This is a genomic window from Nonomuraea sp. B19D2 (genome assembly GCF_040137845.1).
Taxonomy (GTDB): domain Bacteria; phylum Actinomycetota; class Actinomycetes; order Streptosporangiales; family Streptosporangiaceae; genus Nonomuraea.
Map to the genome: position 1 here is coordinate 86,617 of NZ_JBEFAK010000022.1, position 24,695 is coordinate 111,311.

At 71.1% G+C, this 24,695-nt stretch carries 21 protein-coding genes; 12 read left to right on the forward strand and 9 right to left on the reverse strand.

Features of this window, described 5'->3' with window-relative positions; translation table 11 throughout:
- The first annotated feature begins 62 nt into the window (after window positions 1-62).
- Window positions 63-1,082: a glutamine synthetase gene (glnII, locus tag ABN273_RS33985; RefSeq protein WP_349453184.1), complete on the forward strand. Its 1,020-nt coding sequence runs from the start codon at window positions 63-65 to the stop codon at window positions 1,080-1,082.
- 67 nt (window positions 1,083-1,149) lie between these two features.
- Here the strand turns inward: glnII and ABN273_RS33990 are convergent, their stop codons facing one another.
- The 3 genes from ABN273_RS33990 to ABN273_RS34000 form a co-directional block, all read right to left on the reverse strand.
- Window positions 1,150-2,688, reverse strand: a complete 1,539-nt coding sequence (locus tag ABN273_RS33990) for an aldehyde dehydrogenase family protein (protein WP_349453185.1) — start codon at window positions 2,686-2,688, stop codon at window positions 1,150-1,152.
- Window positions 2,689-2,749: 61 nt separating this feature from the next.
- Complete coding sequence (locus ABN273_RS33995) at window positions 2,750-3,622, reverse strand: UTP--glucose-1-phosphate uridylyltransferase (protein WP_349453186.1); 873 nt, start codon at window positions 3,620-3,622, stop codon at window positions 2,750-2,752.
- Window positions 3,623-3,700: 78 nt separating this feature from the next.
- Window positions 3,701-4,246 (reverse strand): cupin domain-containing protein, encoded by a 546-nt coding sequence (locus ABN273_RS34000; RefSeq protein ID WP_349453187.1) that lies wholly within the window; start codon window positions 4,244-4,246, stop codon window positions 3,701-3,703.
- A gap of 112 nt (window positions 4,247-4,358) precedes the next feature.
- On the opposite strand from ABN273_RS34000, the gene ABN273_RS34005 reads away from it, so the two are divergent.
- Genes ABN273_RS34005 through ABN273_RS34025 form a run of 5 tightly spaced genes read left to right on the forward strand, consistent with a single transcriptional unit; the run spans window position 4,359 to window position 11,563 of the window.
- Complete coding sequence (locus ABN273_RS34005) at window positions 4,359-5,735, forward strand: SWIM zinc finger family protein (RefSeq protein ID WP_349453188.1); 1,377 nt, start codon at window positions 4,359-4,361, stop codon at window positions 5,733-5,735.
- Window positions 5,732-7,075 (forward strand): DUF5691 domain-containing protein, encoded by a 1,344-nt coding sequence (locus ABN273_RS34010; RefSeq protein WP_349453189.1) that lies wholly within the window; start codon window positions 5,732-5,734, stop codon window positions 7,073-7,075. Before ABN273_RS34005 ends, ABN273_RS34010 begins: the two co-directional genes overlap by 4 nt.
- Window positions 7,072-8,136, forward strand: coding sequence for an AAA family ATPase (locus ABN273_RS34015; protein WP_349453190.1), 1,065 nt, complete (start codon window positions 7,072-7,074; stop codon window positions 8,134-8,136). Before ABN273_RS34010 ends, ABN273_RS34015 begins: the two co-directional genes overlap by 4 nt.
- Window positions 8,133-10,418 (forward strand): DUF5682 family protein, encoded by a 2,286-nt coding sequence (locus ABN273_RS34020; protein ID WP_349453191.1) that lies wholly within the window; start codon window positions 8,133-8,135, stop codon window positions 10,416-10,418. The genes ABN273_RS34015 and ABN273_RS34020 overlap by 4 nt, the downstream gene beginning before the upstream one ends.
- Entirely contained in the window at window positions 10,415-11,563 is a 1,149-nt protein-coding gene (locus ABN273_RS34025) for a VWA domain-containing protein (protein WP_349453192.1), read from the forward strand. The genes ABN273_RS34020 and ABN273_RS34025 overlap by 4 nt, the downstream gene beginning before the upstream one ends.
- Here ABN273_RS34025 and ABN273_RS34030 read toward each other — a convergent pair.
- The gene (locus tag ABN273_RS34030) at window positions 11,553-12,998 is read right to left on the reverse strand and encodes an MFS transporter (protein WP_349453193.1); all 1,446 of its coding nucleotides are present in this window, start codon (window positions 12,996-12,998) and stop codon (window positions 11,553-11,555) included. The two genes, ABN273_RS34025 and ABN273_RS34030, sit on opposite strands and share 11 nt — an antisense overlap.
- A gap of 108 nt (window positions 12,999-13,106) precedes the next feature.
- Here ABN273_RS34030 and ABN273_RS34035 point away from each other — a divergent pair, with 108 nt between their 5' ends.
- The 3 genes from ABN273_RS34035 (at window position 13,107) to ABN273_RS34045 (ending at window position 16,285) form a co-directional block, all read left to right on the forward strand.
- Window positions 13,107-13,832 carry a TetR/AcrR family transcriptional regulator C-terminal domain-containing protein gene (locus ABN273_RS34035; RefSeq protein WP_349453194.1) on the forward strand — a complete coding sequence of 242 codons (726 nt, stop codon included), beginning with the start codon at window positions 13,107-13,109 and terminating at the stop codon, window positions 13,830-13,832.
- A gap of 63 nt (window positions 13,833-13,895) precedes the next feature.
- Complete coding sequence (locus ABN273_RS34040) at window positions 13,896-15,269, forward strand: MFS transporter (protein ID WP_349453195.1); 1,374 nt, start codon at window positions 13,896-13,898, stop codon at window positions 15,267-15,269.
- Between the two features lie 11 nt (window positions 15,270-15,280).
- Window positions 15,281-16,285, forward strand: a complete 1,005-nt coding sequence (locus ABN273_RS34045; protein ID WP_349453196.1) for an enolase C-terminal domain-like protein — start codon at window positions 15,281-15,283, stop codon at window positions 16,283-16,285.
- Window positions 16,286-16,410: 125 nt separating this feature from the next.
- Here ABN273_RS34045 and ABN273_RS34050 read toward each other — a convergent pair whose 3' ends face one another.
- Both ABN273_RS34050 and ABN273_RS34055 read right to left on the reverse strand, forming a co-directional pair.
- Window positions 16,411-16,890 (reverse strand): (2Fe-2S)-binding protein, encoded by a 480-nt coding sequence (locus tag ABN273_RS34050; protein ID WP_349453197.1) that lies wholly within the window; start codon window positions 16,888-16,890, stop codon window positions 16,411-16,413.
- Complete coding sequence (locus ABN273_RS34055) at window positions 16,887-17,756, reverse strand: FAD binding domain-containing protein (RefSeq protein ID WP_349453198.1); 870 nt, start codon at window positions 17,754-17,756, stop codon at window positions 16,887-16,889. Before ABN273_RS34055 ends, ABN273_RS34050 begins: the two co-directional genes overlap by 4 nt.
- Window positions 17,757-17,815: 59 nt before the next feature.
- Here ABN273_RS34055 and ABN273_RS34060 point away from each other — a divergent pair, with 59 nt between their 5' ends.
- The 3 genes from ABN273_RS34060 to ABN273_RS34070 all read left to right on the forward strand — a co-directional run bounded on the left by ABN273_RS34060 (window position 17,816) and on the right by ABN273_RS34070 (window position 22,206).
- Window positions 17,816-20,113, forward strand: coding sequence for a xanthine dehydrogenase family protein molybdopterin-binding subunit (locus ABN273_RS34060; protein WP_349453199.1), 2,298 nt, complete (start codon window positions 17,816-17,818; stop codon window positions 20,111-20,113).
- A gap of 1,180 nt (window positions 20,114-21,293) precedes the next feature.
- Window positions 21,294-21,830 carry a hypothetical protein gene (locus ABN273_RS34065; RefSeq protein ID WP_349453200.1) on the forward strand — a complete coding sequence of 179 codons (537 nt, stop codon included), beginning with the start codon at window positions 21,294-21,296 and terminating at the stop codon, window positions 21,828-21,830.
- Window positions 21,831-21,891: 61 nt separating this feature from the next.
- Entirely contained in the window at window positions 21,892-22,206 is a 315-nt protein-coding gene (locus tag ABN273_RS34070; protein ID WP_349453201.1) for a hypothetical protein, read from the forward strand.
- A gap of 275 nt (window positions 22,207-22,481) precedes the next feature.
- Here the strand turns inward: ABN273_RS34070 and ABN273_RS34075 are convergent, their stop codons facing one another.
- From ABN273_RS34075 to ABN273_RS34085, 3 genes are all read right to left on the reverse strand, one after another.
- Window positions 22,482-22,637, reverse strand: coding sequence for a hypothetical protein (locus tag ABN273_RS34075; RefSeq protein ID WP_349453202.1), 156 nt, complete (start codon window positions 22,635-22,637; stop codon window positions 22,482-22,484).
- A 231-nt stretch (window positions 22,638-22,868) separates the two neighbouring features.
- A complete protein-coding gene (locus ABN273_RS34080) occupies window positions 22,869-23,435 on the reverse strand; it encodes a hypothetical protein (protein WP_349453203.1) in 567 nt (188 codons plus the stop codon).
- A gap of 579 nt (window positions 23,436-24,014) precedes the next feature.
- Entirely contained in the window at window positions 24,015-24,611 is a 597-nt protein-coding gene (locus ABN273_RS34085; protein ID WP_349453204.1) for a hypothetical protein, read from the reverse strand.
- Window positions 24,612-24,695: the final 84 nt, after the last annotated feature.

Consider the following 24,695-nt stretch of genomic DNA (forward strand, 5'->3'; position numbering starts at 1 on the left):
TTGGGAAACGGCTGTCCGTAAGACTCGGCGTGGCTGTGTAACACCCCGAGAAAAGGACCGCCGTGAGCTACAAGGCTGAGTACATCTGGATCGACGGCACGGAGCCGACCGCTCTGCTGCGCTCGAAGACGAAGATCCTCGCCGACGGCGCCGAGCCGCCGGTCTGGGGCTTCGACGGCTCCAGCACCAACCAGGCCGAGGGCCACTCGTCGGACCGCGTGCTCCGCCCGGTGTTCGTCTGCCCCGACCCGATCCGCGGCGGTAACAACGTCCTCGTCCTCTCCGAGGTCGAGGAGATCAACGGTGACGCGCACGTCAGCAACACCCGCGCCCTGCTCCGCCCGATCGCCGAGAAGTACGCCGGCCAGGACTCCTGGTTCGGCATCGAGCAGGAGTACACCTTCTTCAAGGGCAGCCGTCCGCTCGGCTTCCCCGAGGGCGGCTTCCCCGCCCCGCAGGGCCCGTACTACTGCGGTGTCGGCGCCGACGCCATCTTCGGCCGCGAGATCGTCGAGCTCCACCTCGACCGCTGCCTCGCCGCCGGTCTGGCAATCTCCGGCATCAACGCCGAGGTCATGCCCGGCCAGTGGGAGTTCCAGGTCGGCCCGGCCGGCCCGCTCGAGGTCGCCGACCACCTGTGGGTGGCCCGCTGGCTGCTCTACCGCACGGCCGAGGAGTTCGGCGTGGAGGCCACGCTCGACGCCAAGCCCGCCCGCGGCGACTGGAACGGCGCCGGCGCGCACACCAACTTCTCGACCAAGGCCATGCGCGAGGGCTACGACGCCATCATCACCGCCTGCGAGGCGCTCGGTGAGGGCGACAAGCCGATGGAGCACATCACGCAGTACGGCGCGGGCGTCGAGAGCCGCCTGACCGGCGCCCACGAGACCGCCCCGTGGAACAAGTACAGCTACGGCGTGTCCGACCGCGGCGCGTCCGTGCGCATCCCGTGGCAGGTCGAGGTGGAGAAGAAGGGCTACATCGAGGACCGCCGCCCGAACGCCAACGTCGACCCGTACGTGGTCACCCGCCTGCTGGTGAACACCTGCTGCTCGGCCCTGGAGAAGGCCGGCCAGGTCTGACCCTCGCGCGGAAAACGAACGGGCCCCTCGTCGCCGAGGGGCCCGTTCTTGCATCGAGACAAGACGATTATGGCAGGCGGAAGCCCAGATCGGGCTCGATTTCCGCGACATCCATCTGGGCTTTCTGCAGGCGGCCCGAATGGTCCCAGTTCATCGCCTGCCAGCGGGTGAACTGGTCGAGCACCCACATACCCGACTGGCGGCTGCCGTTGCCTGACTTGCCGTTGCCGCCGAACGGGAGATGGGCCTCGGCGCCCGAGGTGGAGTTGTTGACGCTGACCATGCCCGCCGAGATGCCCTCGCGGAAGCGGAAGGCGTGCTGCGGGTCGGTGGTGTAGATGGAGCTCGACAGGCCGTAGCCGGGCAGGTTGGCCAGCTCGATGGCCTCGTCGAGGGTCCTGAACGTGGTCACGCCGACGATCGGGCCGAACGTCTCCTCCAGGAACAGGCGGTCGGTGGGCTGCACGCCGTCCACGACGACCGGGTGGTAGTAGAGGCCCTGCTCGCCGTCGAAGTCGCCGTGCGGGTTGTCCTTCGTTATTTTCCCGATATTTCCGGACACGACCTTGTGGTGGGGCTGGATCCAGGTCAGGAACTCCTCGTACCGGTCGGCGAACTTCTGGTCGAGCAGCGGGCCCGCCAGCACCTCCTGCTCCGGGTGACCGATCCGCGCCTCGCGCACGGCCCGCGCGAACCGCTCGACGAACTCGTCGTGCACGCTCTCGTGCACGATCACCGTGCCCAGGCTCGTGCAGCGCTGGCCGGCCGTGCCGAAGCCCGAGAACAGCGCGCCCTCGACGGCCAGGTCGAGGTCGGCGTCCGGCATGATCACCATCGGGTTCTTGCCGCCCAGCTCCAGGCAGGCCGACTGCAGGTGCCGCCCGGTCAGCTCGCCGATCTTCCTGCCCACCTCGCTGGAGCCGGTGAACCCGACCTTCTGCACGCTTCCCTCCTCAAGGGCCTGCGCCAGGCCCTTGAACGTCCCGGCGCCGTCGGCGAAGACGATGTTCAGCACGCCGTCGGGCAGCCCGGCCGCCACGAAGAGCTGGAACATGGCGTGCGCCGAGGCGGCGGCGTACTCGGCGGGCTTCCAGACGACGGCGTTGCCGCAGAGCAGCGCCGGGACCAGGTACCACGAGGGGACGGCGACCGGGAAGTTGCCCGCGGTGACGACCGCCGCCACGCCGATGGGGTTCCGGAACGTGAACAGGTTCTTGTCCGGCATCTCCGACGGGACCGTCTGCCCGTACAACCTGCGGCCCTCGCCGAGGAAGAAGTCGCACGTGTCCACGATCTCCCGCACCTCGCCCAGAGCCTCGGCGTACGGCTTGCCGATCTCCTCGGTCACCAGGCGGGCCAGCCGCTCGGCGTTGGCCTCGACCAGCCGCCCGATGGAGGCGATCACCCGGCCGCGCACGGGCGCGGGCACCTTGGCCCACTCGCGCTGGGCCTCCTTGGCGGCGCGGCAGGCGGCGGCGAACGTGCCGGCGTCGGCCAGGCCGACGTGGGCCACGACCTCGCTGGTGCGCGAGGGGTTGGTCGACTCGTACGTGGCGGTGGCGCCCGCCTCCTTGCCACCCACTATGGAAACGATCTGACGGCTCACCGGTGCCCTCCTCATAGTTCTTTCGCTCAGACAATCATCTCGCCGGAAGAAACCCAAGGCGTCAGCCGCTCTCCAGGGCGAGCCGGCGCAGCTCGGGGCCGTGCTCCGGGTGCGCGAGCGCGGCGGCGAACTGGGCCTTGAGGTAGTTGAGCGGCGAGCCCGTGTCCCACCAGGTGCCGTCGATGACCTGCCCGTACACCGGGTGGCCGGCGGCGTGCCGGTGCAGGGCGTCGGTGAGGTAGATCTCGCCCTGCGGGTTCTGGCGCCACCTGCGCGTCTGCTCCTGGAGCTCCTCGACGACGCCGGGGGTGACGACGTACCCGCCGATGGCGGCGTAGCGCGAGGGGGCCTCCTCGGGGGACGGCTTCTCCACCAGCCCGGAGATCAGCAGGCGGCCGCCGCCGAGGTCCTCCTTGACGATCGGCACGCCGTACCGCGACGCGTCCTCGACCGCCATCGGCATCAGGGCCAGCACGGGTGCCCCTGTGGCCTCGTACGCAGCCTTGAGCTGCTTGGCCCTGGGCACCTCGGCCACGAACACGTCGTCGGCCCACAGCACCATGAACGGCTCGTCGCCGATGACGCGGGCGGCGTTGAGCACGGGGGTGCCGTTGCCGTACGGGCCGTTCTGGTACAGGTACGTGATGTGGGCCAGCGACGACAGCTCCGCGACCGCGTCGGCCAGGTCGTCCTTGCCGGCGGCACGGAGCTGCAGCTCGAGGTCGGCGTCGGGGGCGAAGTGCCGCTGGATGAGGTCCTTGCGGGGTGAGGTGACGATGGTGATCTCGTCGATGCCGGAGTCCACGAGCTCGCGGATGGTGTGCTCGATGACGGGCTTGTCGCCGATCGGCAACATCTCCTTGGGCAGCGCCCTGGTCAGCGGCAGCAGCCGGGTGCCGAGTCCGGCCACCGGGATGACGGCTTTGTGGACCATGCGTCTCTCCTTGATCGAGCGGCTTGATCGTGCGGGGAGAGAGCCGACGTTACCTCAGCCGTTTGTGGCGACGCCTGGCTAGGCCGTGAAGTCGGCGTAGTCGAAGCCCGGTGACACGATGCAGCTCACCAGCACCGGCTCGGCGGAGGCCGGGCGGGCCGACTGCCACACCCCGCCGGGCACGACCGCCTGCGGCACCTGGCCCTCCTCCACGAGCGGCCCGAGCGTGCGCGTGGAGTCGCCGATCGTCAGGCTCAGCGGGCCGCCGCGGTGCCACAGCCAGACCTCGTCCGACCTGACCATGTGCGGCACCGACTCCTCGCCCGGGTTCAGCAGGAAGTAGATGCCGGTGGCACTGGCCCGCGGTCCCGGGTACCCGTCCGGCTGGAACGTCACCGCCGTCCGCCACGTCTCCCTGAACCAGCCGCCTTCGGGGTGGGGGAGCAGGTCGAGGGCCTCGGCGATGGGCGGGCGCTCGACGAACGCCACAGGGGCGCCTGTGACGTCCCTGCGCAGGAAGCGGTTGCCGGCCAGGACGAGCTGCCCGCCGAGCGGGCTGGCGAGGGCCGCTGCCTCGTCGGACACCTCTATGGACGGGCCGTCGGGGTACGTGCGCAGCTCCACTTGGCACAGTTTATGCCAATAAATCAGGACGAGGTGGGTGATGCCTGCATGGTTGCTGGGCATCTCGCCGACCTAACACGAAATGTCGGTCGAGGTGGCTAGTCTGCGGCAGGTGATCGAACGGTGGAGCCGTGATCAGGTGCTCGCCCTCGCCCCCGACGCGTCGTCCCAGAAGGCGGCTCAAGGGGTGGCGGCGCCCGGGAAATGGTCGTTGCGCGGCACGACAGGCACGGTCTTGTACGGCGAGTGCAAGGGCAGCGGGGCCAGGCCCTACCTTGCCTGCGTCGATCTGACCGAGCCCGCGTACCGGTGCAGTTGCCCGAGCCGGAAGTTCCCGTGCAAGCACGCGCTGGGGCTGCTGCTCATGTGGTCCGCTGACGACGTGCCGGTCGAGGAGGGCACGCCGCAGTGGGTGACCGAGTGGGTGGAGGCGCGTGCCGAGCGGGCCGCCAAGGCGGCGGCCAGGATCGAGGCTGCCCGCGCCAAGAAGGCCGCGGAGAGCGATGCCGCGGCGGAGCGGACGGATCCGGACGAGGCCGGGCACGCCGCCTCAGGCGGCGGAGGCGGGCGTTCGCGTGCCGCGGGAGCGGCTGACGGGCGCCCGGGGTCCGTACGGCATGGTCGCGTCGCCGCCGGGCTGGCCGAGCTGGAGCGGTGGCTCGACGACCAGGTGCGGCAGGGGCTGGCGGGGACCGCCGAGCACGAATGGGAAGGCTTGGCCAAGCGGCTCATCGACGCCCAGGCGCCCGGCGTGGCGGGGGTCGTGTCCAGGCTGGCCCGGGTCCGGGCCTACGACGACTGGCCGGGGCGGCTGCTGGCGGAGTACGCGCTGATCCACCTGCTCGCCGTCGCCTACCGGCGGCGGGCGGAGCTGCCCGCGGCGCTGGCCGAGACCGTGCTGAGCCGGGTCGGGTTCCCCGCCAGCCGGGAAGAGGTGCTGGCCGGGCCCGGGGTGCGCGATCAGTGGGACGTGCTGGGGAGGCGCGACGAAGTGCAGGACCGGCTGACCGCCCGGCGGGTGTGGCTGCGGGGGCGCCACACCGGACGGCCGGCGCTGGTGCTGTCGTTCGCGCCGCAGGGGCAGCCGCTCGACGCCTCCCTGGTCACCGGGACGACGATCGACGCCGATCTCGCCTTCTACCCGGGCGCCGCCGCCTTGAGAGCGCTCGTGGCCGCCCGCTACGACTCCGGCGAGGACGAGTTCTCGGGGGGAGCGCCGCCCGGCGTGTCGCCGGATGAGGCGCTCGACGAGGTGGCCGGGGCGCTGGCCGATGATCCGTGGACCGAGTCGTGGCCGCTCGTGCTGGCGGGGGTGGTGCCCGGGCGGGCCTCGCTGGGCGGCCTCCCGCTGCATCCCGCGGCGCACGATCCGTGGCGGCTGATCGCCGTCTCCGGAGGGCGCCCGCTCACCGTGGCCGCCGAATGGACGCCGCGGGGTTTGCGGCCACTGACCACCTGGGACGACGAAGGGACGGCGGTGATCCTGTGACCGGCTGGGAGGAGCTGGCCTCGGCGGCGCTCGTGGGCACCGATCGCAGGCCGTACCAAGGGGATCTGCTCGAAGCCGCGGCCGTCGAGGTGGCGCGGCGCAGAGCCGGGCGCAGGATCGGCGAGGCCGAGCGGCAGGAGCCCGCGCCCCACGAGGAACGGGCGGCCCTGGGCAGGCCGGCGGCCGAGCGGCTGGCGCGGATCATGGGCGGCGAGCACGAGAGGCTGCTCCCCGAATGGCTGGCCGCGGCCGCCGGCAGCGGTAGGAGGGTGCCGCCGTACGTGCTGCCCGAGCTCCTGGAGAGAGGGCGGCGGGACCGCTCGATCCGGGTGCATCTCGGGGTCCTGGCCGGGCAGCGGGGGCGGTGGCTGGCCGGCCTCAACCCCGACTGGGACTACCTCCTCGAGGAGCCGACCGGGGAGACGTGGGAGCTGGGCGGCGCCGCGGATCGGCGCGAGCACCTGCGCGCCCTCAGGAAGGCCGATCCCGCCGAGGCCAGGCGGTTGCTGGAGAGCACGTGGGAGCGGGAGACGCCGGACGATCGAGCCGAGTTCGTGGAGGTGCTGGCCGACGGGCTGAGCATGGACGACGAGCCGTTCCTGGAGAACGCGCTCGACGACCGGCGCAGAGAGGTGCGCCAGGCCGCCGCCAACCTCCTCACCCGTCTCCCCGAGTCGCGCATGTCCCAGCGCATGGCCGAACGGGCACGCGCCTGCGTGGCCATCGCGGGAACCGTCATCGCCGTCGAAGCACCCGAGGCCTGCGACAAGGCGATGGAGCGCGACGGCATCCGCCCCAAACCGCCCAGGGGCATCGGCGAGCGGGCCTGGTGGCTGCAGCAGGTCCTCGCCCGCGCCCCGCTGGGGGTCTGGGGCCGCCCGCCCGCGCGGCTGCTCGAGATGCGGATCCCCGACTGGGACGCCGAGGTGAAGGCGGCCTGGGTGCGTGCCGCCATCCTGCAGAAGGATCCCGAGTGGGGGCGGGCGATGTTCGGGTGGGACCCGATCGCCGACCTCCTGGAGTCCCTGCCGCCCGACGAGCAGCAGGAACTTGCCGCTGATTTCGTGAAAAAGCATGACTTGGACAGCCAGTTGATCATGGTGTTGGGCGGAGTGTCGTCCCACTGGCGCGAGGGCCTGGCCACAGCCGTCCTCCGCAAGATCGTGAAGGTGGCCACCACGCAGCCCTGGAATCTCGGGGAGCTGGTCAAGCTGGCGGGCGAGCGCATCGACCCGGCCCTGTTCCCCCTGGTCCTGAGCTACTCGCCCATGGAGTCCATCCAGCAGGTGGCCGCCCTGCTGCGTTTCCGCGCCGACATGTACAAGGAGCTTCACCCATGACCGTTCTGCGCCCGCATGCGGAAGACCAGTACGCCGAGGAGCTGGCCGTCCTCGCCAAGGACGACGACCGGCCGAGGCCGCCGGGCTGGAAGCTGTCGCCGTGGGCCGTGACCACGTACATCCTGGGCGACGGCGACCGCATCACCCCCAAATACGTGGGCGCGCGCCGCATCGTCGAGGTCGCCGTCGCCACGCTGGCCACCGACCGCGCGCTGCTGCTGCTCGGCGTGCCCGGCACGGCGAAGACGTGGCTGTCGGAGCACCTGGCCGCCGCCATCAGCGGCGACTCCACGCTGCTCGTGCAGGGCACCGCCGGCACCGCCGAGGAGGCCATCCGGTACGGCTGGAACTACGCCAGGCTGCTGGCCGAGGGCCCCTCGGTCGACGCGCTGACCCCGTCGCCCGTGATGCGCGCCATGGCCGAGGGCCGGGTCGCCCGGGTCGAGGAGCTCACCCGCATGCCGTCCGACGTACAGGACGCCCTGATCACCGTGCTGTCGGAGAAGACGTTGCCGATCCCCGAGCTCAACCGCGAGGTCCAGGCCGAGCGCGGCTTCAACGTCATCGCCACGGCCAACGACCGCGACCGCGGCGTCAACGAGCTGTCCAGCGCGCTGCGCCGCCGGTTCAACACCGTCGTGCTGCCGGTCCCGGCCACGGCCGAGGAGGAGGTGGACATCGTCTCGCGCCGCGTCACCCAGCTCGGGCGCGCGCTGGAGCTGCCCGAGACGACGACGGGGCCGGCGGAGATCCGGCGGGTGGTGACGGTCTTCCGCGAGCTGCGCATGGGCGTCACCGAGGACGGGCGCACCAAGGTCAAGTCGCCCAGCGGCACCCTGTCCACGGCCGAGGCCATCTCGGTGCTCACCAACGGCATCGCCCTGGCGGCCCACTTCGGCGACGGGGTGCTGCGCCCCTCCGACGTGGCCGCCGGGATCATGGGGGCGGTGGTGCAGGAGCCGGTGTCGGACCGGGTGGTGTGGCGCGAATACCTCGAGACGGTGGTCCGTGAGCGTCCCGACTGGCGCGACTTCTACCGCGCCTGCCGCGAGGTCTCATGAGCACCCCTCCGACCCGCGGCGCGTCATCGGTGCCCGGCCTGGCAGGTGACGCGGCGAGTGCGCTGGTCGTGGGCGGGGCCGGCGTCTCCGTGCTGGGGGTGCGGCACCACGGGCCGGGCTCGGCCAGGGCCGTGCGGCGGGAGCTCGAACGCCTGAGCCCCGACGCCATCCTCATTGAGGGGCCGCCCGAGGCCGACGCGCTCGTGTCGCTCGCGCCCGAGCTGGAGCCGCCCGTCGCGCTGCTCGCCCATGTGCCGGGAGCCCCGGCGCGGGCCGCGTTCTGGCCGTTCGCCGCCTTCTCGCCCGAGTGGCAGGCCATCCTGTACGGCACGTCCGCCGGCATCCCGGTGAGCTTCTGCGACCTGCCCGCGGCCCATTCGCTGGCAGCTGAGGACGAAGAGCGCGAGGACGGCATGCGGGCCGACCCCATCGGGAGCCTCGCCTCGGCGGCCGGATACGACGACCCCGAGCGCTGGTGGGAGGACGTCGTCGAACACCGGGGCGACACCCCTTTCGACGTGATCGCCGAGGCCATGGCAGCCGTACGCGAGGGCTATGAGCCGGACGAGCGGGAGGCCAGGCGCGAGGCGTACATGCGCAAGACCCTCCGCGCGGCCGTCAAGCAGGGCTACGGCCGGATCGCGGTGATCTGCGGCGCCTGGCACGTCCCGGCGCTGACGGGCAAGCTGCCGACCGCCGCGCAGGACAACGCGATCCTGCGCGGGCTGCCCAAGGTCAAGGCCGAGCTGACGTGGGTGCCGTGGACGTACGGGCGGCTGGCCTCGTGGAGCGGCTACGGCGCGGGGATCACCTCGCCCGGCTGGTACCACCACCTGTTCGGCGCGCCCGACCGGCCCGTGGAGCGGTGGCTGGCCGAGGCCGCCGCGGTGCTGCGCGACGAGGGGCTGGCCGTGTCGTCCGCGCACGTCATCGAGTCCGTACGCCTCGCGCACAGCCTGGCCGCCCTGCGCGGCAGGCCCCTGGCCGGGCTCGGCGAGGTCACCGAGGCGGCCAGGGCCGTGCTGTGCGAGGGCGACGACCTGGCCGTCGAGCTGATCCAGCGGCGCATGGTCGTCGGCGACCGGCTCGGCCACGTCACCGACGGCACGCCGATGGTGCCGCTCCAGCGGGACCTGCGCGAGCAGCAGCGCCGGCTCAGGCTCAAGCCCGAGGCGCTCGACCGCGAGATCGATCTCGACCTGCGCAAACCGCTCGACCTTGACCGCAGCCACCTGCTGCACCGGCTCAGGCTGCTCGGCGTCGGCTGGGGCACGCCGGGCGAGTCGCGGGGGAAGGGCACCTTCAGGGAGATCTGGACGCTGCAGTGGCGGCCCGAGCACGACCTGGCGCTCATCGAGCAGGCCGCACTCGGCACCACAGTGGCCGGGGCGGCGGCGCAGCGGGCCAGGGACCTGACCGCGACGGACAAGGCGGCCCTGGCGGACCTGACGTCGCTGGTCGAGCAGTGCCTGCTGGCCGACCTGCCGGAGGCGCTGCCCGAGGTGCTGGCCGCGCTGTCGGCCAGGGCGGCGCTCGACACGGACGTGACCCACCTGATGGCGGCGCTGCCCGCGATGGTGCGCGCCCACCGGTACGGCGACGTCCGCGGCACCTCGGCCGAGGGGCTGGCGGTGATCGTGCGCTCGATGCTGGACCGGATCTGCGTCGGCCTGCCGGTCGCGGTGGCGGGGCTGGACGACGACGCGGCGGCCGGCCTGCTCAAACACGTCGACGCGGTGCACGCGGCCGTTGCCCTCCTGAGCGACGAAAGCGACCGGAGCGACGAAAGGGGCGGCAGTGACGGCGGCGCGTCGCCGCGCAGCCGGTGGCTGGTCACCCTGCGCGGCGTCAGCGACCGGCAGGACCTGCACGGCCTCATCGAAGGACGCCTCACCAGGATCCTGCTGGATTCGGGGGAGCTCGACGACGCGGGCGACCGGATGGCCAGGGCCATGTCCAGGGGGCAGGTCCCGGCGCGGGCGGCCGCGTGGGTCGAGGGGTTCCTGGCGGGCGGCGGGCTGCTGCTGGTGCACGATCCCCGGCTGCTGAGCCTGGTGGACGGGTGGCTGACCGGGCTCTCCGGCGAGCAGTTCACCGACGTGCTGCCGCTGCTGCGCCGCACGTTCGGCGGGTTCGCCGCGCCGGAGCGCAGAGCGATCGGCGAGCGGGTCCGCTCGGCCGGGGGCGGCGGCGAGCGGCAAGGGGAGCAGGACGTGGACGAGCGGCGGGCGGCGGCGGCCGTCGCGACAGTGCTCACGATCCTCGGAAAGGCGGACGGATGACCGAGACCGACGAGCGGCTGCGCAGGTGGCGGCTGGTGCTGGGCGGCGGCGACGCCGAGGGCACCGGGGGCGGGCTGGAAGGTGTGGACGCGCGGATGGACGCCGCGCTGTCCGCCGTCTACGACCAGGGGGGCAAAGAGGGCGGGCTCGGCGCGTCCGCGCCCCGGGTGGCACGCTGGCTGGGCGACATCCGTACGTACTTCCCCTCCACGGTCGTCCAGGTCATGCAGAAGGACGCCATCGAGAAGCTGAACCTCACCCGGCTCCTCCTGGAGCCGGAGATGCTCGAGGCCGTCGAGCCGGACGTGCACCTCGTCGGCACCCTGCTCGCGCTCAACCGCGTCATGCCCGACCAGGCCCGCGAGTCAGCCAGGGCCGTGGTGCGCAAAGTGGTGGACGAGCTCGAACGCAAGCTGGCCCAGAAGACCAGGGCGGCCGTGACCGGCGCGCTCGACCGCTCGGCCAGGACCCATCGCCCCAAGAGGGTGGCCGACATCGACTGGGACCGCACGATCCGGGCGAACCTCAAGAACTACCTGCCGGACAAGAACACGGTCATCCCCTCGCGGCTCGTCGGCTACGCCCGCAGGCAGCGGTCGGTGCAGCGCGAGGTCGTGCTCTGCATCGACCAGAGCGGGTCGATGGCGGCCTCGGTGGTGTATTCGAGCGTGTTCGGGGCGGTGCTGGCGTCGATGCGGTCGCTCAAGACGTCCCTGGTGGTGTTCGACACGGCGGTGGTGGATCTCACCGACCAGCTGCACGACCCCGTGGAGCTGCTGTTCGGCACCCAGCTCGGCGGCGGCACCGACATCAACCGGGCCATCGCCTACAGCCAGGGCCTCATCACCCGGCCCACCGACTCGATCTTCGTCCTGATCAGCGACCTGTACGAGGGCGGCGTCAGGGAGGAGATGCTGCGCAGGGTGGCCGCGATGACGCAGGCGGGCGTCCAGGTGATCGTGCTGCTCGCGCTCTCGGACGAGGGCGCGCCGTTCTACGACCACGAGAACGCCGCCGCGCTGGCCGCGATGGGCGTGCCCGCCTTCGCGTGCACGCCAGACGCCTTCCCCGACCTGATGGCCGCCGCGATCGAGCGGCGCGACATCGCGCAGTGGGCCGAACGTCACATCGCGGTCAGTGGGTAGGGCCATCGGCCCTGGCCTTGCGCGGGAGCAGGTACGACAGGGCGAAGGTCAGGGCCAGCAGCCCCACCTCGACCCACACCGTGACCTGCATCGACGAGCCGAAGCCCCACTGGTCCTCGAGCAGGTGGAAGAAGAGCGTGCCGAGCACGGCGGTGCCGAGCGCGCCTCCGAGCTGCTGGGTCGCGGTCAGCGCGCCGGAGGCGGAGCCCGACTCGTGCGGCTCGACCCCCGCGAGCACGATGTCGAAGAACGGCGCCATGGTCAGCCCCATCCCGATGCCGACGAGAGCGAGCCCGGGAGCCAGCTGCCAGCCGCTGACGTCGAGCCCCGCGAGGTGGATGGTCAGGGCGAGCACGGCCGCGCCCGCCGCCATGACGGCGGTGCCGATCTGCAGCAGGCCGCGGCCCAGCTTCTCCTGCAGCCCGGACATCGCCAGGCCGAAGCCGAGCACGCCGCCGATCGCCTGCGGCAGGCCGGTGAGGCCGGCCTGGAGCGGCGTGAAACCGAGGCCGAGCTGGGTGTAGAGGTTGAAGACCAGGCCGAGGCCCATCATGCCGGAGAAGAACGCCAGCCCGGCCACCAGACCGCCGGTGAAGGCCCGCTTGCGGAACAGCCCGGGCGTGACCAGCGGGTCCTTGCCGGACGCGGCGCGGCGGGACTCGTAGCGGGCGAAGACGGCGAACACCACAAGTGAGGCCGCCATCGACACGAACGTCCACACGGGCCAGCCCAGCTCGCGGCCCTGGATGAGCGGGTAGATCAGCAGGAATGAGCCGGCCGTGACGAGCGCGACGCCGACGAGGTCCAGCCTGGTGGCGTTGGAGAGGCGGTACTCGGGCAGGAAGCGCATCCCGGCCAGCGCGGCGGCCAGGCCGATCGGCAGGTTGATCAGGAAGATCATGCGCCAGCCCGTGCCGAAGAAGTCGGCGTCGACCAGCCATCCGGCCAGCACGGGACCGCCCACGGACGAGATGGTCATGACCGGCCCGAACATGCCGAACGCCTTGCCCAGGTCCTGCGGCGGGAACATCTCCTTGATCAGCCCGAGGCCCTGCGGCAGCATCACGGCGCCGAACAGGCCCTGCAACACCCGGCTGGCGACCAGCATCTCGGGGCCGGTTGAAACGCCGCACAGCAGCGAGGCGGCGGTGAAGCCGAGCGCGCCGATCAGGAACATGCGCTTCCTGCCGAACAGGTCGCCGAGCCGTCCGCCGGTGATCAGACCGACGGCCATGGCCAGGGTGTAACCGGCGCCGAGCCACTGCACGATGCTGTCGCTGCCGCCCAGGTCCTTCTGGATGCTGGGGGCGGCGATCGTGGTCACGAGCGCGTCGAGCAGGTCCATGACCTCGGCGGCCAGGATCACGAACAGGGCGGCCCAGCGCCAGCGATAGGGCTGGGCCTCGGTCGTCTCCGCTGAGGCGGTGACTGTCATGGGGGACTCCTTAAAACGGTGTTCTATGAACGAACGCTGTTCGTTACGAACACTGTTTTATGGCCGAACACTGTTCGTGTCAAGTACAGTGTTCGTATGATGGTTGGCATGGCAGGGTCGGAGGACGTCCCCACGCCCCCGTGGCGCAAGTCACGCAAACCCGCACCGCTCAGGCGGCAGCTCAGCCAGGACCTGATCGTCGACGCCGGGCTGCGGATCGTCGACGCCGAGGGGCTCGACGCGCTGAGCATGAGACGCGTCGCCCAGGAGTTCGACACGGGCCCCGCCTCGCTCTACGCGCACGTGGCCAACAAGGAGGAGCTGCTCGAGCTGATCTACGAACGGGTGCTCGGCGAGATCGAGCTGCCCGAGCGTGCTCCGAGCCGCTGGAAGGAGCAGCTCCGGGCATACGCCATGGAGTCGCACCGGGTGCTGTCCCGCCACGCCGACGTGGCGCGGGTGGCGCTGGCCAACATCCCGTCGGGGGAGAACTCGATCCGCGCGGGCGAGTTCGTCTTCGGGCTGCTGATCGAGGCCGGCATGTCCCCGAGGGACGCGTCGCTGTCGATGGACCGGCTCTCCCTGTACATCACCGGCGACGCGTACGAGGGCTCCCTGCACTGGGCGAGGATGCGCGCGGCCGGGCTGGACAGCCCGCAGGAGTACTTCGAGCACTTCGTCGGGCAGATCGCCGGCTACTACCGGGCGCTGCCGCCGGAGCGGTTCCCGCACATCCAGAAGTTCGTGGACGAGCTGATCGCTGACGACGGCGAGGATCGTTTCCGCTACGGCCTCGAGCTGATCCTCGACGGCATCGAGGCGCGCATGCCCTAGGCCCAAATGCCTAGGCCCCGCGCCCGATGTGCTGACGTGCGGGTTCGCCATAGCTTGCCGGATATGACGACGACAGTTGAGAGATCTACGGCGGGCGTGGTGTCCGCGCAGTACCGGGCGCTCAGCATCGGACTGGTCGCGCTGGTCATGCTGGTGGCTTTCGAGGCGATGGCGGTGGCCACGGCGATGCCGGTGGTGGCCCGCGAACTCGACGGCATGCATCTGTACAACCTGGCCTTCAGCGCCACCCTGGCGGCCAGCGTGATCGCGACGGTGCTGGGCGGCCGGTGGAGCGACGTGCGGGGCCCGCTGCAGCCGATCGCGGTGGGTGTGGTGGGCTTCGTGTCCGGGCTGCTGCTGGCCGGGCTCGCGCCGAACATGGAGGTGTTCGTCGCGGGCCGGTTCGTGCAGGGGCTCGGGGGAGGATTGATCCAGGTCTCCCTGTACGTGGTCGTGGCCCGGGTCTATCCGGCAGCCCTGCACCCCAAGGTGTTCGCCCTGTTCTCGGCCGCATGGGTGGTGCCGTCCATGGTCGGCCCGGCCATCGCCGGTTTCGTGGTCGAGAACGCCGACTGGCGGTGGGTCTTCATCGGCGTGGCCTTGATCGTCATCCCGTCGGCGCTGCTGCTCTGGCGCGGCACTGCGGGCCGCGAGGTGGCGAACGGCGTCGCCGAGCCCGCCCCCGGCCTGGGCCGCAAGCTCGTCTGGGCCACGCTGACCGCCGTGGCCGCCGCCTTGATCCAGTACGGCAGCGCGCTCAAGCTCGCCGGCCTGCCGCTGCTCCTGGCAGGCGTCGTCCTGCTGGCCGTGGCCCTGCCCAAGCTGCTGCTGCCCGGCTCCCTCAGGGCCGCCCCCGGCCTGCCGACCGCACCCGTGCTGCGCGGCCTGGCCTTCGGCTCGCTGACCGCGGCCCAGGTGCTCATCCCGCTCATGCTGATCAACGAGCGCGGCCTGTCCGCCACCGGCGCGGGCATCGTGCTCACCATCGGCGCCCTCGGCTGGTCCACCGGCTCCTGGATCAAGGGCCGCGGCACGATCAGCCACATGACCGCCATCCGCGGCGGCGCCGCCATGGTCGCCACCGGCATCGCGCTGGTGATGCTCGTGCTCGTCGACTCCCTGCCGATCGCGGTCGCGTACCTCGCCATGGCCGTCGCCGGGCTCGGCATCGGCGCCCTGCACCCGACGGTGTCCGTGCTGGTGCTCGAGATGTCCAGGGAGGGCGAGGAGGGCCAGAACAGCGCCGCCGTCGGCGTGGGCGAGTCGGTGTTCACCGTGGTGGCCGTCGCGATCAGCGGCGCCCTGTTCACCGCCACCGGCGAGAGCTACGCCGTCGGCCTCTCCTTCACCGTCGCGCTCGCGCTCCTGGCCTTCCTGATTGCCCCGCGTTTTGTCCAGCACCGCGCAGCAGGCACTATGGAGGGAGCCGCGTCATAAAAGGGGGGTACATGCCGCGAGTGCGGGAGCTTGAGGTCTTCCGGCTGGTCCTGCCGTACGGCAGGAGGTCGGAGACCCTGCTCGTGAAGCTCACCGACCACGGCGGCATGACCGGCTGGGGCGAGACCACCTTCCCCCAGCCGAAGACGTGGTCGAAGCTGGAGGAGACGCTGGCCGCGCTGCTGATCGGCGTCGACTGGGAGCATCCCGACGCCGTGCCGAGCGGCGACTCGGCGGTCGACATGGCCTGCTGGGACCTGTGGACCAGGATGCGCGGGGTGCCGCTCGCCGAGGCGATCGGCGGCACCCGCACCTCCCTCATGGCCACCGTGCGGCTGACCCCCGACGCGTCCGTGGAGAGCCTGGTGGCCCGGGTCAACCAGCAGGTCTGCGCCGGGTACGGGCACGTCACGCTGGACGTCAGGCCCGGCTGGGACGTCGAGCCCGTACGCGCGGTGCGGCAGGCGTACCCGGCCCTGACCCTGACCGTCGACTGCGGCAACGCCTACACCGACCTCGGCCAGCTCGTCGCCCTCGACTCCTACGGCCTGGAGGTCATCGAGCGGCCCTTCGCCGCCGGCGACACCTACGCGCACGCCTCGCTGCAGGACCAGGTGTCCGCCTCGGTCGCGGTCGAGGTCGCCTCCACCGCCGAGCTGGACGACTACCTGACGCTGCGGGCGGCGAAGGCGCTGCTGCTGCGGCCTGCCTTGTTCCCCTCGCTGTCGGAGGCCCGCCGGGCGCACGACCGGGCCGCGGCGGCGGGCTGGGACATCCAGTGCGCGGGCGGCCAGGGCGCGGGGCTGGCCAGGGCGGCGACGGTGGCGGTCGCCAGCCTGCCCGGCTGCACGCTGCCGTGCGACGTGACACAGCCGCCCCGCCAGAACCAGATCGTCAAGCCCATCGTGGGCGCGAACGCCGGGGTCATCGCCGTGCCCCTCACCCAGTCGGGGCTGGGACACGACATCGACGAGACGCGGCTGCGGAGATTGGTGAAGGAGTCATTCCACGCGTAGGGTTCCTACCCCCTCCTGGTGGAGTGGGCCCGCGCGGGTCAGGGACAGGTCCTTCGGAGGAGGCGCTGAAACTCGGGGGCAGCCTCGCCGCTCCCGTGTAGCGGCTCAGCCGGTCTCCCCGCGCCTCAGCCGGTCTCCCCGCGCAGGCGGGCTGCGGCGCGCACCGCGGCGCGGCGGATGCCCGCGTACCCGGTGCAGCGGCACAGGTTGGCGGCGAGGACCTCGTCGAGCCGCTGCTCGTCCCTGTCCAGTTCCGGCTCCTCGGCCAGCGCGCCGGCGAGCAGCATGAGGAAGCCGGGCGTGCAGAAGCCGCACTGCAGCGCGTGCTCGGCGGCGAACGTCTCCTGCAGGGGATGCAGCCGGTCGCCGTCGGCCAGCCCCTCGACGGTGCGGATGTCGGCGCCCTGCGCCTGGACGGTCAGGGCGAGGCAGGAACGGATGGCGGTGCCGTCGATCAGCACCGTGCATGAGCCGCACACCCCGTGCTCGCACCCCAGCGTGGTCCCGGTGAGCCCGAGCCGGTCGCGCAGCGCGTCGGCCAGGGTGGTCCGGGGCTCGACGTCGAGGCGGTGGGCCCGGCCGTTGACCGTGAGCTCGACGTTCATGGGGTGCCGGCCTGCTGAACGGCCCGGGTGAGGCAGCGCCGTACCAGGGTGGCGAGCGCGTGCCTGCGGTAGGCGGCCGGCGCGTGCGGTTCGTCGGGCGGGTCCGCCTCGGCGGCGGCCCGCGATGCGGTCTCCACCAGCAGCCCGGGCTCCGGGAGCTCGTCCGCGATGAGGCGTTCGGCCTCGACGGCGCGGAGCGGCACGTCCGCCGCGTTCGCCAGGCCGATCCGTACCCAATCGACGCGGCCGCCGGCGAGCCGCAGCATGACCAGGGCGGCGGCTAGGGCGAAGCTGCCGTGGGTGCGGCGCAGCTCGGCGAACGCCGCCGTCGCCCCGGCCGGCGGGCGCGGCAGCCGGACGCCGGTGACCAGCTCCTCCGGCAGGCAGGCCGTGGTGAACGGCCCTCGGAACCACGAGTCCGCGGGCACCGTACGCCGTCCCGCCGGGCCTTCCACCTCGATCCCCGCGCCCATGGCGATGGCCAGCGCGCACCACTCCGACGCCGGATGCGCCCACGCCAGGCTGCCCGCGAACGTGCCGCGCGCGCGGATGGGCGGGTGGGCGACGTACGGCGCGACCTGGCGGAACAGCTCGGCCAGCGGGTCGTCGAACCGGGCGCGCTCCAGCTGGGCGTGCCGGACCAGCGCGCCGACGTGGATCGACCCGTCCTCGACCGCGATCTCCGACAGCCCGGGAACGCGGTTGACGTCCACCACCAGGGCCGGGCGCGCGGTCCGGTAGCGCAGCTCGATGAGCAGGCTCTGGCCGCCGGCCAGCACCCGGCTCTCCGGCCCGCGCTCGGCCAGCACGGCCACCGCCTCCGGCACGGAGGCGGGCGCGACGTAGTCGAATTGTGCCGGTTTCATGTCCCCCATCCCGGGAATCCGATATCGACGTTGGTACCGAAAGCGGGGGTGTCCAAACATTGCGGTACATCGGGATGCCGCTCGCGCGGCGCGAGGATCGCGACCTGGTCACCGGCCAGGCGCGCAGGGTCGCCGATCTGGAGCTCCCCGGCACGCTCGAGCTCGCCTTCACCCGCAGCCCGGTGCCGCACGCGGTGATCCGCGGGGTCGACGTCGCCGCCGCGCTCAAGGAGGAGGGGGTGGCGGGCGCGTGGTCCGCCGCCGACCTGCCGTACCTCGCCGCCCGGGACATGCCCGGCGAGGACGGCGTGCCGTCGTGGCCGCTGCTCGCCACCGGCCGCGTCCGCTACCCGGGCGAGGCGCTCGCCGTGGTCGCCGCCGGTACGCGCGCCCAAGCCGAGGACGGCGCCGAAGCCGTCCGCCTGAACCTCGGACCACTGCCCTTCACCCTCGCCCCGCAGGGCGTCCCCGGTGCCGACCGTGACGATGTGGCGGTCGAGCGCACCTTCGGCGCGCCGGCCGACGACGTGTTCGCGAGCGCCCCGGTGGTGGTGGAGGCCGCCTACCGCGAGCAGCTCCTGCTCCCCACGTCCCTGGAGCCGAGGGCGGTGCTGGTCGATCCGGGGCGCGACGGGCGCCTCACCGTGTACGCCTCGCACCAGGCCCAGCACCGGCTGCGCGACTCGCTCGCCGCGGCGCTCGGCCTCGACAGGGACCGGATCCGGGTGATCGTCCCGGCCACCGGCGGCGCGTTCGGCGCCAAGAGCCAGACCTGCCCGGAGTACGTGGTCACTGCCCTGCTGGCCGTACACCTGCGCCGGCCGGTCCGCTGGTGCGAGGACCGCGCCGAGGCCATGCTGGCCGGCCCGCGCGGTCGCGGCCAGACCCAGCGGGTGCGGCTGGCGGCCGACGAGGACGGCGCCTTCCTCGCGTACGAACTCCTCACAGAGGCCGACATCGGCGCGTACCCGCACACAGGCGCCTTCGTGCCCATGATGACCGGAGCCATGAGCACCGGCGCGTACCGTACCCCACGGGTGCACACCCGGGTGCGTTGCGTGCTCACCAACACCGCCCCGACCACCTCCTACCGCGGCGCGGGCCGCCCGGAGGCCGCCTACGCCCTCGAACGCACCGTGGACCGGCTGGCCCGCCGGCTCGGCATGGACCCGGCTGAGCTGCGCCGCCGCAACTTCATCCGCCCCGGCCAGTACCCGTACCTGACGCCGACCGGCCGCACCTACGACTCGGGCGACTACGCCGCCGCGCTCGACAAGGCCCTCGCCGCCGTCGGCTACGACGAGGTCCGCGCCGAGCAGGCCCGCCGCCGCGAGGAGGGCGAGCCGCCGATCGGCGTGGGCATCGCCACCTACGTCGAACGCTCGGGCGGCCCGCCGGACAGCGACGAGTTCGGCAGCGTGCAGGCCTGCCCTGACGGCACGTTCATCGCCCGCGTCGGCTCGACCTCTGCCGGGCAGGGGCACTTCACCGCGTTCGCGCAGGTGGTGGCCTCGGTCCTGGACGTGGACGTCGACCGGGTCCGCGTCGTCGAGGGCGACACCGGCGAGGTGCCCTACGGCTTCGCCACGTTCGGCAGCCGCTCCATGCAGGTGGGCGGGGCGGCGCTGTGGCGCGCCGCCGAGTCCCTCGTCGCCACGGCCCGCCGCCGCTGCGCCGAGCTCCTCGGGGTGGGGGAGGAGGAGGTCTCGTACGCGGCGGGCCGCCTGGTGGTGGGCGGCGACACGTGCGCCCGCCTCCAGGTGGATGGGGAGCCCGTCCCCGGGGCGCCGGGACCGGAGTCGGAGGACTTCGCGGCCGGTGTCGCGGCGGGGCCGCTGCCGGGGCTGCCCATCGGCGAACTGGTCGCCCGCACCGGCCCCCTACGTGCCGACGAGATCGTCGCCCCACCGCAGGCCTTCCCGTACGGCGCGCACGTCGCCGTCGTGGAAGTGGACCCGGACCTCGGCACCGTACACGTGCACCAGCTGGTGGCGGTCGACGACTACGGCGTGGTCGTCAACCCCATGATCGTCAGCGGCCAGAGCCACGGCTCGATCGCCCAGGGCCTCGGCCAGGCCCTGTACGAGCAGGCGGTCATAGGCGAGAACGGCCTGCCGTACGCCACGACGCTCCTGGACTACCTCCTCCCGACCGCCGCCGACATGCCCCCGATCACCCTCCTGCAGACCACCACCCCCAACCCCAACACGCCCCTGGGCGCCAAGGGCGCGGGCGAGGCCGGCTGCATCGGCATCCCACCCGCCATCGTGAACGCCGTCTGCGACGCCTTGAACCTCGACCACATCGACATGCCTTTGACCCCAGCGGCCGTATGGGCAGCCCTAAACCCCGAGTAGGTTGCGCCGGAGCCACCCACCCGTTGCCCATCTGGGTGGTGGGCCTGCTGACACCCGCCCCGAACAAAGGGCTTCGCCGGGTGAGCGCTTCGCGCTCGGGGCTCAGGCGCTTTCTATTAAGGCGCGCCTCCGGCGTCCAATCGGAGCCCGCCCGTTGACTGGTTACCGGCTTGGCCTGCTGGAGCCCACCCCGGACTGGGATGCCTTTCGGGCATTCATCGAGGGAGAGCATGCCACTTTGTAGATGAGGCAAGTTCTTCGCCAGTATTTATGTCGAACTTGCAAGGTAGTGATAATCCGTCAAAGCCTTCCAGATCGAGCGTTCGCGATGGTGTTTACCGTGGCACCATCACCGCTGGTCGCGGCGCCGAGCGCGGCACCAGCGGCGGTGCTGCAAATTCCTGCCAATTGTGCCGTGGCAAATGCTATTTCTGCGTCTGGCCCGGCGGAGTGTTTGCCTGCTGAGCAGGGTGCTCATCTTTGGACCCCTGCGGTGATTTCTCCGCTTGTTTCGGTGGTTCCAGGGTTTGGCCAGGCGTAGTATGCTGCCGCCTCGGTTCCGGAGACGCGCTGGGTGACGGCGATGGCATTTCGCTGGTGGCGGATTTCGTTGTCTTGGGAGCAGCAACGGCCGCGGTTTCTCGCTTTTGTCGCGGCGGAGTTATGGGGGCCGCAGCGGGCGGTGTGGCGCGGCTTGGCCGTGCGGTGGGGGTGCTACGTGGGGCACCAGCGGTGGGGCTGGTGGTCGGGTGCGCGTGTGGCGTCGGTCTGACTGGAGTGGCGGTGGCATGGGCGGCCAGGGCCGCCGGGGATGGCGTGGTGGTGTCGCCCTTGGGGGCGGGCACTTCGTCCAGGGTGGGAGAGCCGGCGGGAATGCCGATCAGGAGGGCGGCGAGGACGAGCTGGAGGAAGCCGGCCAGCACGGTGGCGATTCGGATCGCCTGTCCGCGGCTGCGCCGCTGCACCGTCATCGTCTCGCGAGGCTGGGTGGTCACCGTGCGGGTGTTCCGGCCGCGGGCATGGGTTGTCCTCCTGGGGTGCGGGATGGGCAGCGGCAAACCTTTTCGATCTACACATAGATGGTCACACCGGTCAAGAGCCCACGAGGAACCGCTGGCCCGCACCAGCCTTAGTGGTGCCGAAGGGGGATTGTCGTGCGAGTGATTGCTGTGAGTTTCAGGTGGCCGCGCCGCCGGGTAAGCGGGTCAAGGAGGTGCCGGGCAAGCGTTCCAGGTTCGGCACCGTCTACGAGTTGGAGGACGGGCGGCTGCAGGCGGAGGTCTCCAGTCGTCCGGTGTACTTCCAGGACGACAAGGGCAAGTGGCAGCCGATCGACACCCGGATCGAGGCCAGTTCTGAGGAGGGGTTCGTCCACGGCAACGACAAGGCCGGGTATGCCAGCCGGTTCGGCGACGCCTCCGACAAGCTGGTCAAGGTCAAGGCCGAGGGGCAGCAACTGACGCTGGGCGTGCCGGGACAGGTGCGGCAGATTTCCCCGAAGGTGGACGGTTCGACCGTCACGTATGCGGAGGTGTGGGACGGCGCGGACCTGGTCTACCAGGTCACCCCGGAGGGGGTGAAGGAGTATCTGGTCCTGGCCAAGCCGCCGGCGGCAGGGACGTCATTGGCGTTCACCGTCAAGGCCGGTGGTCTGCGGGCACAGGCCCAGGCGGATGGGTCGATCGCCTTCACCGGTGAGGACGGGATGGCGGCGTAGCGAAATGAAAGAAATAGGATTCTTTCGAGAGTTGGGTCACGGGAATCCGGATGGACCCAGTTTGTTCTCGAGCATCGAAAAGCTTCATGCCGACAGGCAAGTCATAGCCCAATACCTTCAGAACGGAACAGAGCTCGCCGTATCTGGCGCCATGGTTAGCGACATAATCTCAGCGGAGGCTCATTATATAGGGCCGCTCGTTACGCAAACAGATGGGTGCTGGATATGGCCCAGCGATCTAGGCTACTATGTAGTCAACTATGGCGTCGCGCTGCCGGATGAATTCGTCCAGAGGGTTCAGGCCCTCCGGGGAGTGCCGCCTAAACTGACAGGTAAGGAGCTAATGGAGGTAGAAAAGGCTATCTTCGGTGACTAGCTCAGACCCGGTCGATCTGGTGACTTAGTGGACGCGGACAACTACCTTCTCTAGCTATGCACCAACTGTCGCGACAGGGATGAGCTGACTAACCCCAGGCAGGGCCGCACGCGCAGCGGCCCTGCCTTCATCGCCACATCCACCGAGGCTCTACCATTCCACTACGAGTCCGCCTGCCTTAACATTCGTTCAAAGGAATTCATCCCCGAGGGTAGCCACGGCGGATTTCGGTCGGGCGCTTCTCTGCCTGGCAATAGCTCGCTAAACGATCCAAGTCACAGTCTTGTGCGGTGCGCGGGCAGCATAACAATGTTGTGGCCTTGGGCCTCGTGCGTGAGTTCGCTGATCACTGCGCAGAGCGCGGTGATCCGGCCGTTGAGCGTGGTGTTCTCCTCTTCGAGCTGCTGGATGCGCTGGAGTGCGTTGGCCAATTGCTGTCGCAGGGCCTGAATGTTGGGAGAGATCGGCCCGCCCCCGGTGGAGGTCTTGAACTCCGAGACGAGTTCGGTGTGATGCTCATAGAGGCGGTGACGGGGCAGGCCAGCCTCGATCGCGAGCGTGGCGACGGTGAGTTTGCCGTCGCTGCGCTGCGGGTGCCGTCCAGGAGTCGTCGGGCGGCCTGGCCCAGTCGCCGCTGCTCGTCTTCGTGCCGGGCGTGGCGGTCAACGGAGGTCATGGCTGCTCCCTGTCTGCTGAGCGGTCGTGGCTGGCGGCTTGGTGGTCTCGTGCTCGGCCAGGGCTCGCTGGTGTTCGTCGAGGCGTGCTTGGACTCGCTGGCGCAGCGGTTCGGGGATGTCCAGGGTGGTCAGATCGGCTTGGAGACCATGGATGTGACGGCGCAGCGCGGTGACATCTCGGTCGGTGCGGGCGGCGTTGCGGCAGGTCAGCCTGCACTGGGACCAGGACGGACCGTCGTCACCGGTGTCGTCGCGGCAGGCGGCCGTGGCGGGCCGGTAGACGCAGGTGAGCAGTGCGCCGTGGTGGACTTGAAGGTCGGGATGGGCAAGGGCGTTGTTGACCTGGCTGGTGGTGGTGATGGCCAGGCCCGCGAAGCGGCTTCCGGCGCTGACTCTCGCCCGGTAGGTATCGGCCGCGGGGCCGGAGACGTGTTCACTCTGGAGCAGATGTTGATGATCGTCGTGGATCGTCTCGGCGCGGAGCAGGAACTGCTCGAAGCTGATCTCGTCGAGGAATCCTGCGTCCGCGCGGCCTGCGTAGCCTTGAACCATGTGGGCGTGGAGATGCCCGTACTGGGTCGCGCCGGCGATGGTGCCGCCGGGACGGCGGACGATGTGCCAGGCCAGGGTGGGGCGTAGCCGCGGGGCTCTGATCTTTCCCTCGGGATCCTCCCCGATGAGCGGATGCTCGACGGCCGGGGCGATGGTGGTGTTGAACCAGTCGATGGGATGCCGGCGCGGGCGCAGCGGACTCGATCGTCGGTCCAGGACATCGGTAGATACAGTTCGGCGTCGATCAGCGGCCGTCCCAGCGGGGAGGCGTATTCGTGACCTCGTCGGCTTCGGGAAGGGCGCGGGTGGTGTTCCTGGCTCGCTGGCCCGCGGACAGGGCGATGCAGGATGCGCGCGACCGGATCCGATAGATCACCGTCCGGCGTCGGATGCTGCTGGCGCCGGAGGTGATCGTGCAGGACCTCAATGGCTCCTGCGCGGCTGGGCCGGATACTTCCGCTACGGACACTCCGGCCGGCGCCTCAGCAAGATCAGACGGTATGCCCAGTGGTGGCTGGCGCACTTCATCCGAAGACGTCATGGCCGCAGCATGACGTTCGGGTGGTGGGTACTGGACGATCATGAGTAGTCGTCTTCGTCGTACTGCTCCAGGTGGAGTAGGGTACGGATCTTTCCCGCCGCCGGTTTCCCGTCGTGGCGGGCGGCGTTCAGCACCTCCTGGATGAGCGCGTCGCGGTCACGGGCACGCGCGGCCAGGAGCCAGTGCCGTTGCGCCTTGAGCGATTCGGCCTTGAGCTGCCGCATCAGCCCGCGCAGCGCCCTGGGCCAGGGGGTGTCGGTCAATTGGCCGATCTGCGTCCTGTTCGCGGTGGCGACCTGCGCTGCCCGGCGGCGTAGCACCGCGACAGGCTGGCTGCCGTTGATCGCCTGCTCGAGTCGCTCGAGCGCGATGTTGTACGGCCGTACGATGCCCAGATAGCGCCCGGCCGCCTGGTCGAGGGTCAGCGGCACCGGGCTCGGCGTCGCCCGCGGTGAAGGAGTTACGGTCTCCACGCGCGGCTCGGGGCTCGCGGCCGTGGCGGAAGGAGGCGCGAGCGCGACCGGCGGTGCCGCGTCGACGGGGTCGCTCGAGCACCCGGCGACCATGGTGGCGACCACCAGTGTTCCGGCAAGGATGCGCACAAGTCCGTAATTGATCCACTCAGCCGTCGGCATGTCAAGATGCTGAACCGCCCGCCGGGAACCGTGCGGCTGCGGATGGGAGCGCCCTCGCATCGCACGATGCGAGACTGGGCGACC

Coding starts and splice junctions, on each gene's coding strand:
- ABN273_RS33995 (WP_349453186.1), bottom strand. CDS start 3,622: ATGGTCCACAAAGCCGTCATCCCGGTGGCCGGACTCGGCACCCGGCTG.
- ABN273_RS34015 (WP_349453190.1), top strand. CDS start 7,072: ATGACCGTTCTGCGCCCGCATGCGGAAGACCAGTACGCCGAGGAGCTG.
- ABN273_RS34020 (WP_349453191.1), top strand. CDS start 8,133: ATGAGCACCCCTCCGACCCGCGGCGCGTCATCGGTGCCCGGCCTGGCA.
- ABN273_RS34025 (WP_349453192.1), top strand. CDS start 10,415: ATGACCGAGACCGACGAGCGGCTGCGCAGGTGGCGGCTGGTGCTGGGC.
- ABN273_RS34030 (WP_349453193.1), bottom strand. CDS start 12,998: ATGACAGTCACCGCCTCAGCGGAGACGACCGAGGCCCAGCCCTATCGC.
- ABN273_RS34035 (WP_349453194.1), top strand. CDS start 13,107: ATGGCAGGGTCGGAGGACGTCCCCACGCCCCCGTGGCGCAAGTCACGC.
- ABN273_RS34040 (WP_349453195.1), top strand. CDS start 13,896: ATGACGACGACAGTTGAGAGATCTACGGCGGGCGTGGTGTCCGCGCAG.
- ABN273_RS34045 (WP_349453196.1), top strand. CDS start 15,281: ATGCCGCGAGTGCGGGAGCTTGAGGTCTTCCGGCTGGTCCTGCCGTAC.
- ABN273_RS34050 (WP_349453197.1), bottom strand. CDS start 16,890: ATGAACGTCGAGCTCACGGTCAACGGCCGGGCCCACCGCCTCGACGTC.
- ABN273_RS34055 (WP_349453198.1), bottom strand. CDS start 17,756: ATGAAACCGGCACAATTCGACTACGTCGCGCCCGCCTCCGTGCCGGAG.
- ABN273_RS34080 (WP_349453203.1), bottom strand. CDS start 23,435: ATGGTTCAAGGCTACGCAGGCCGCGCGGACGCAGGATTCCTCGACGAG.
- ABN273_RS34085 (WP_349453204.1), bottom strand. CDS start 24,611: ATGCCGACGGCTGAGTGGATCAATTACGGACTTGTGCGCATCCTTGCC.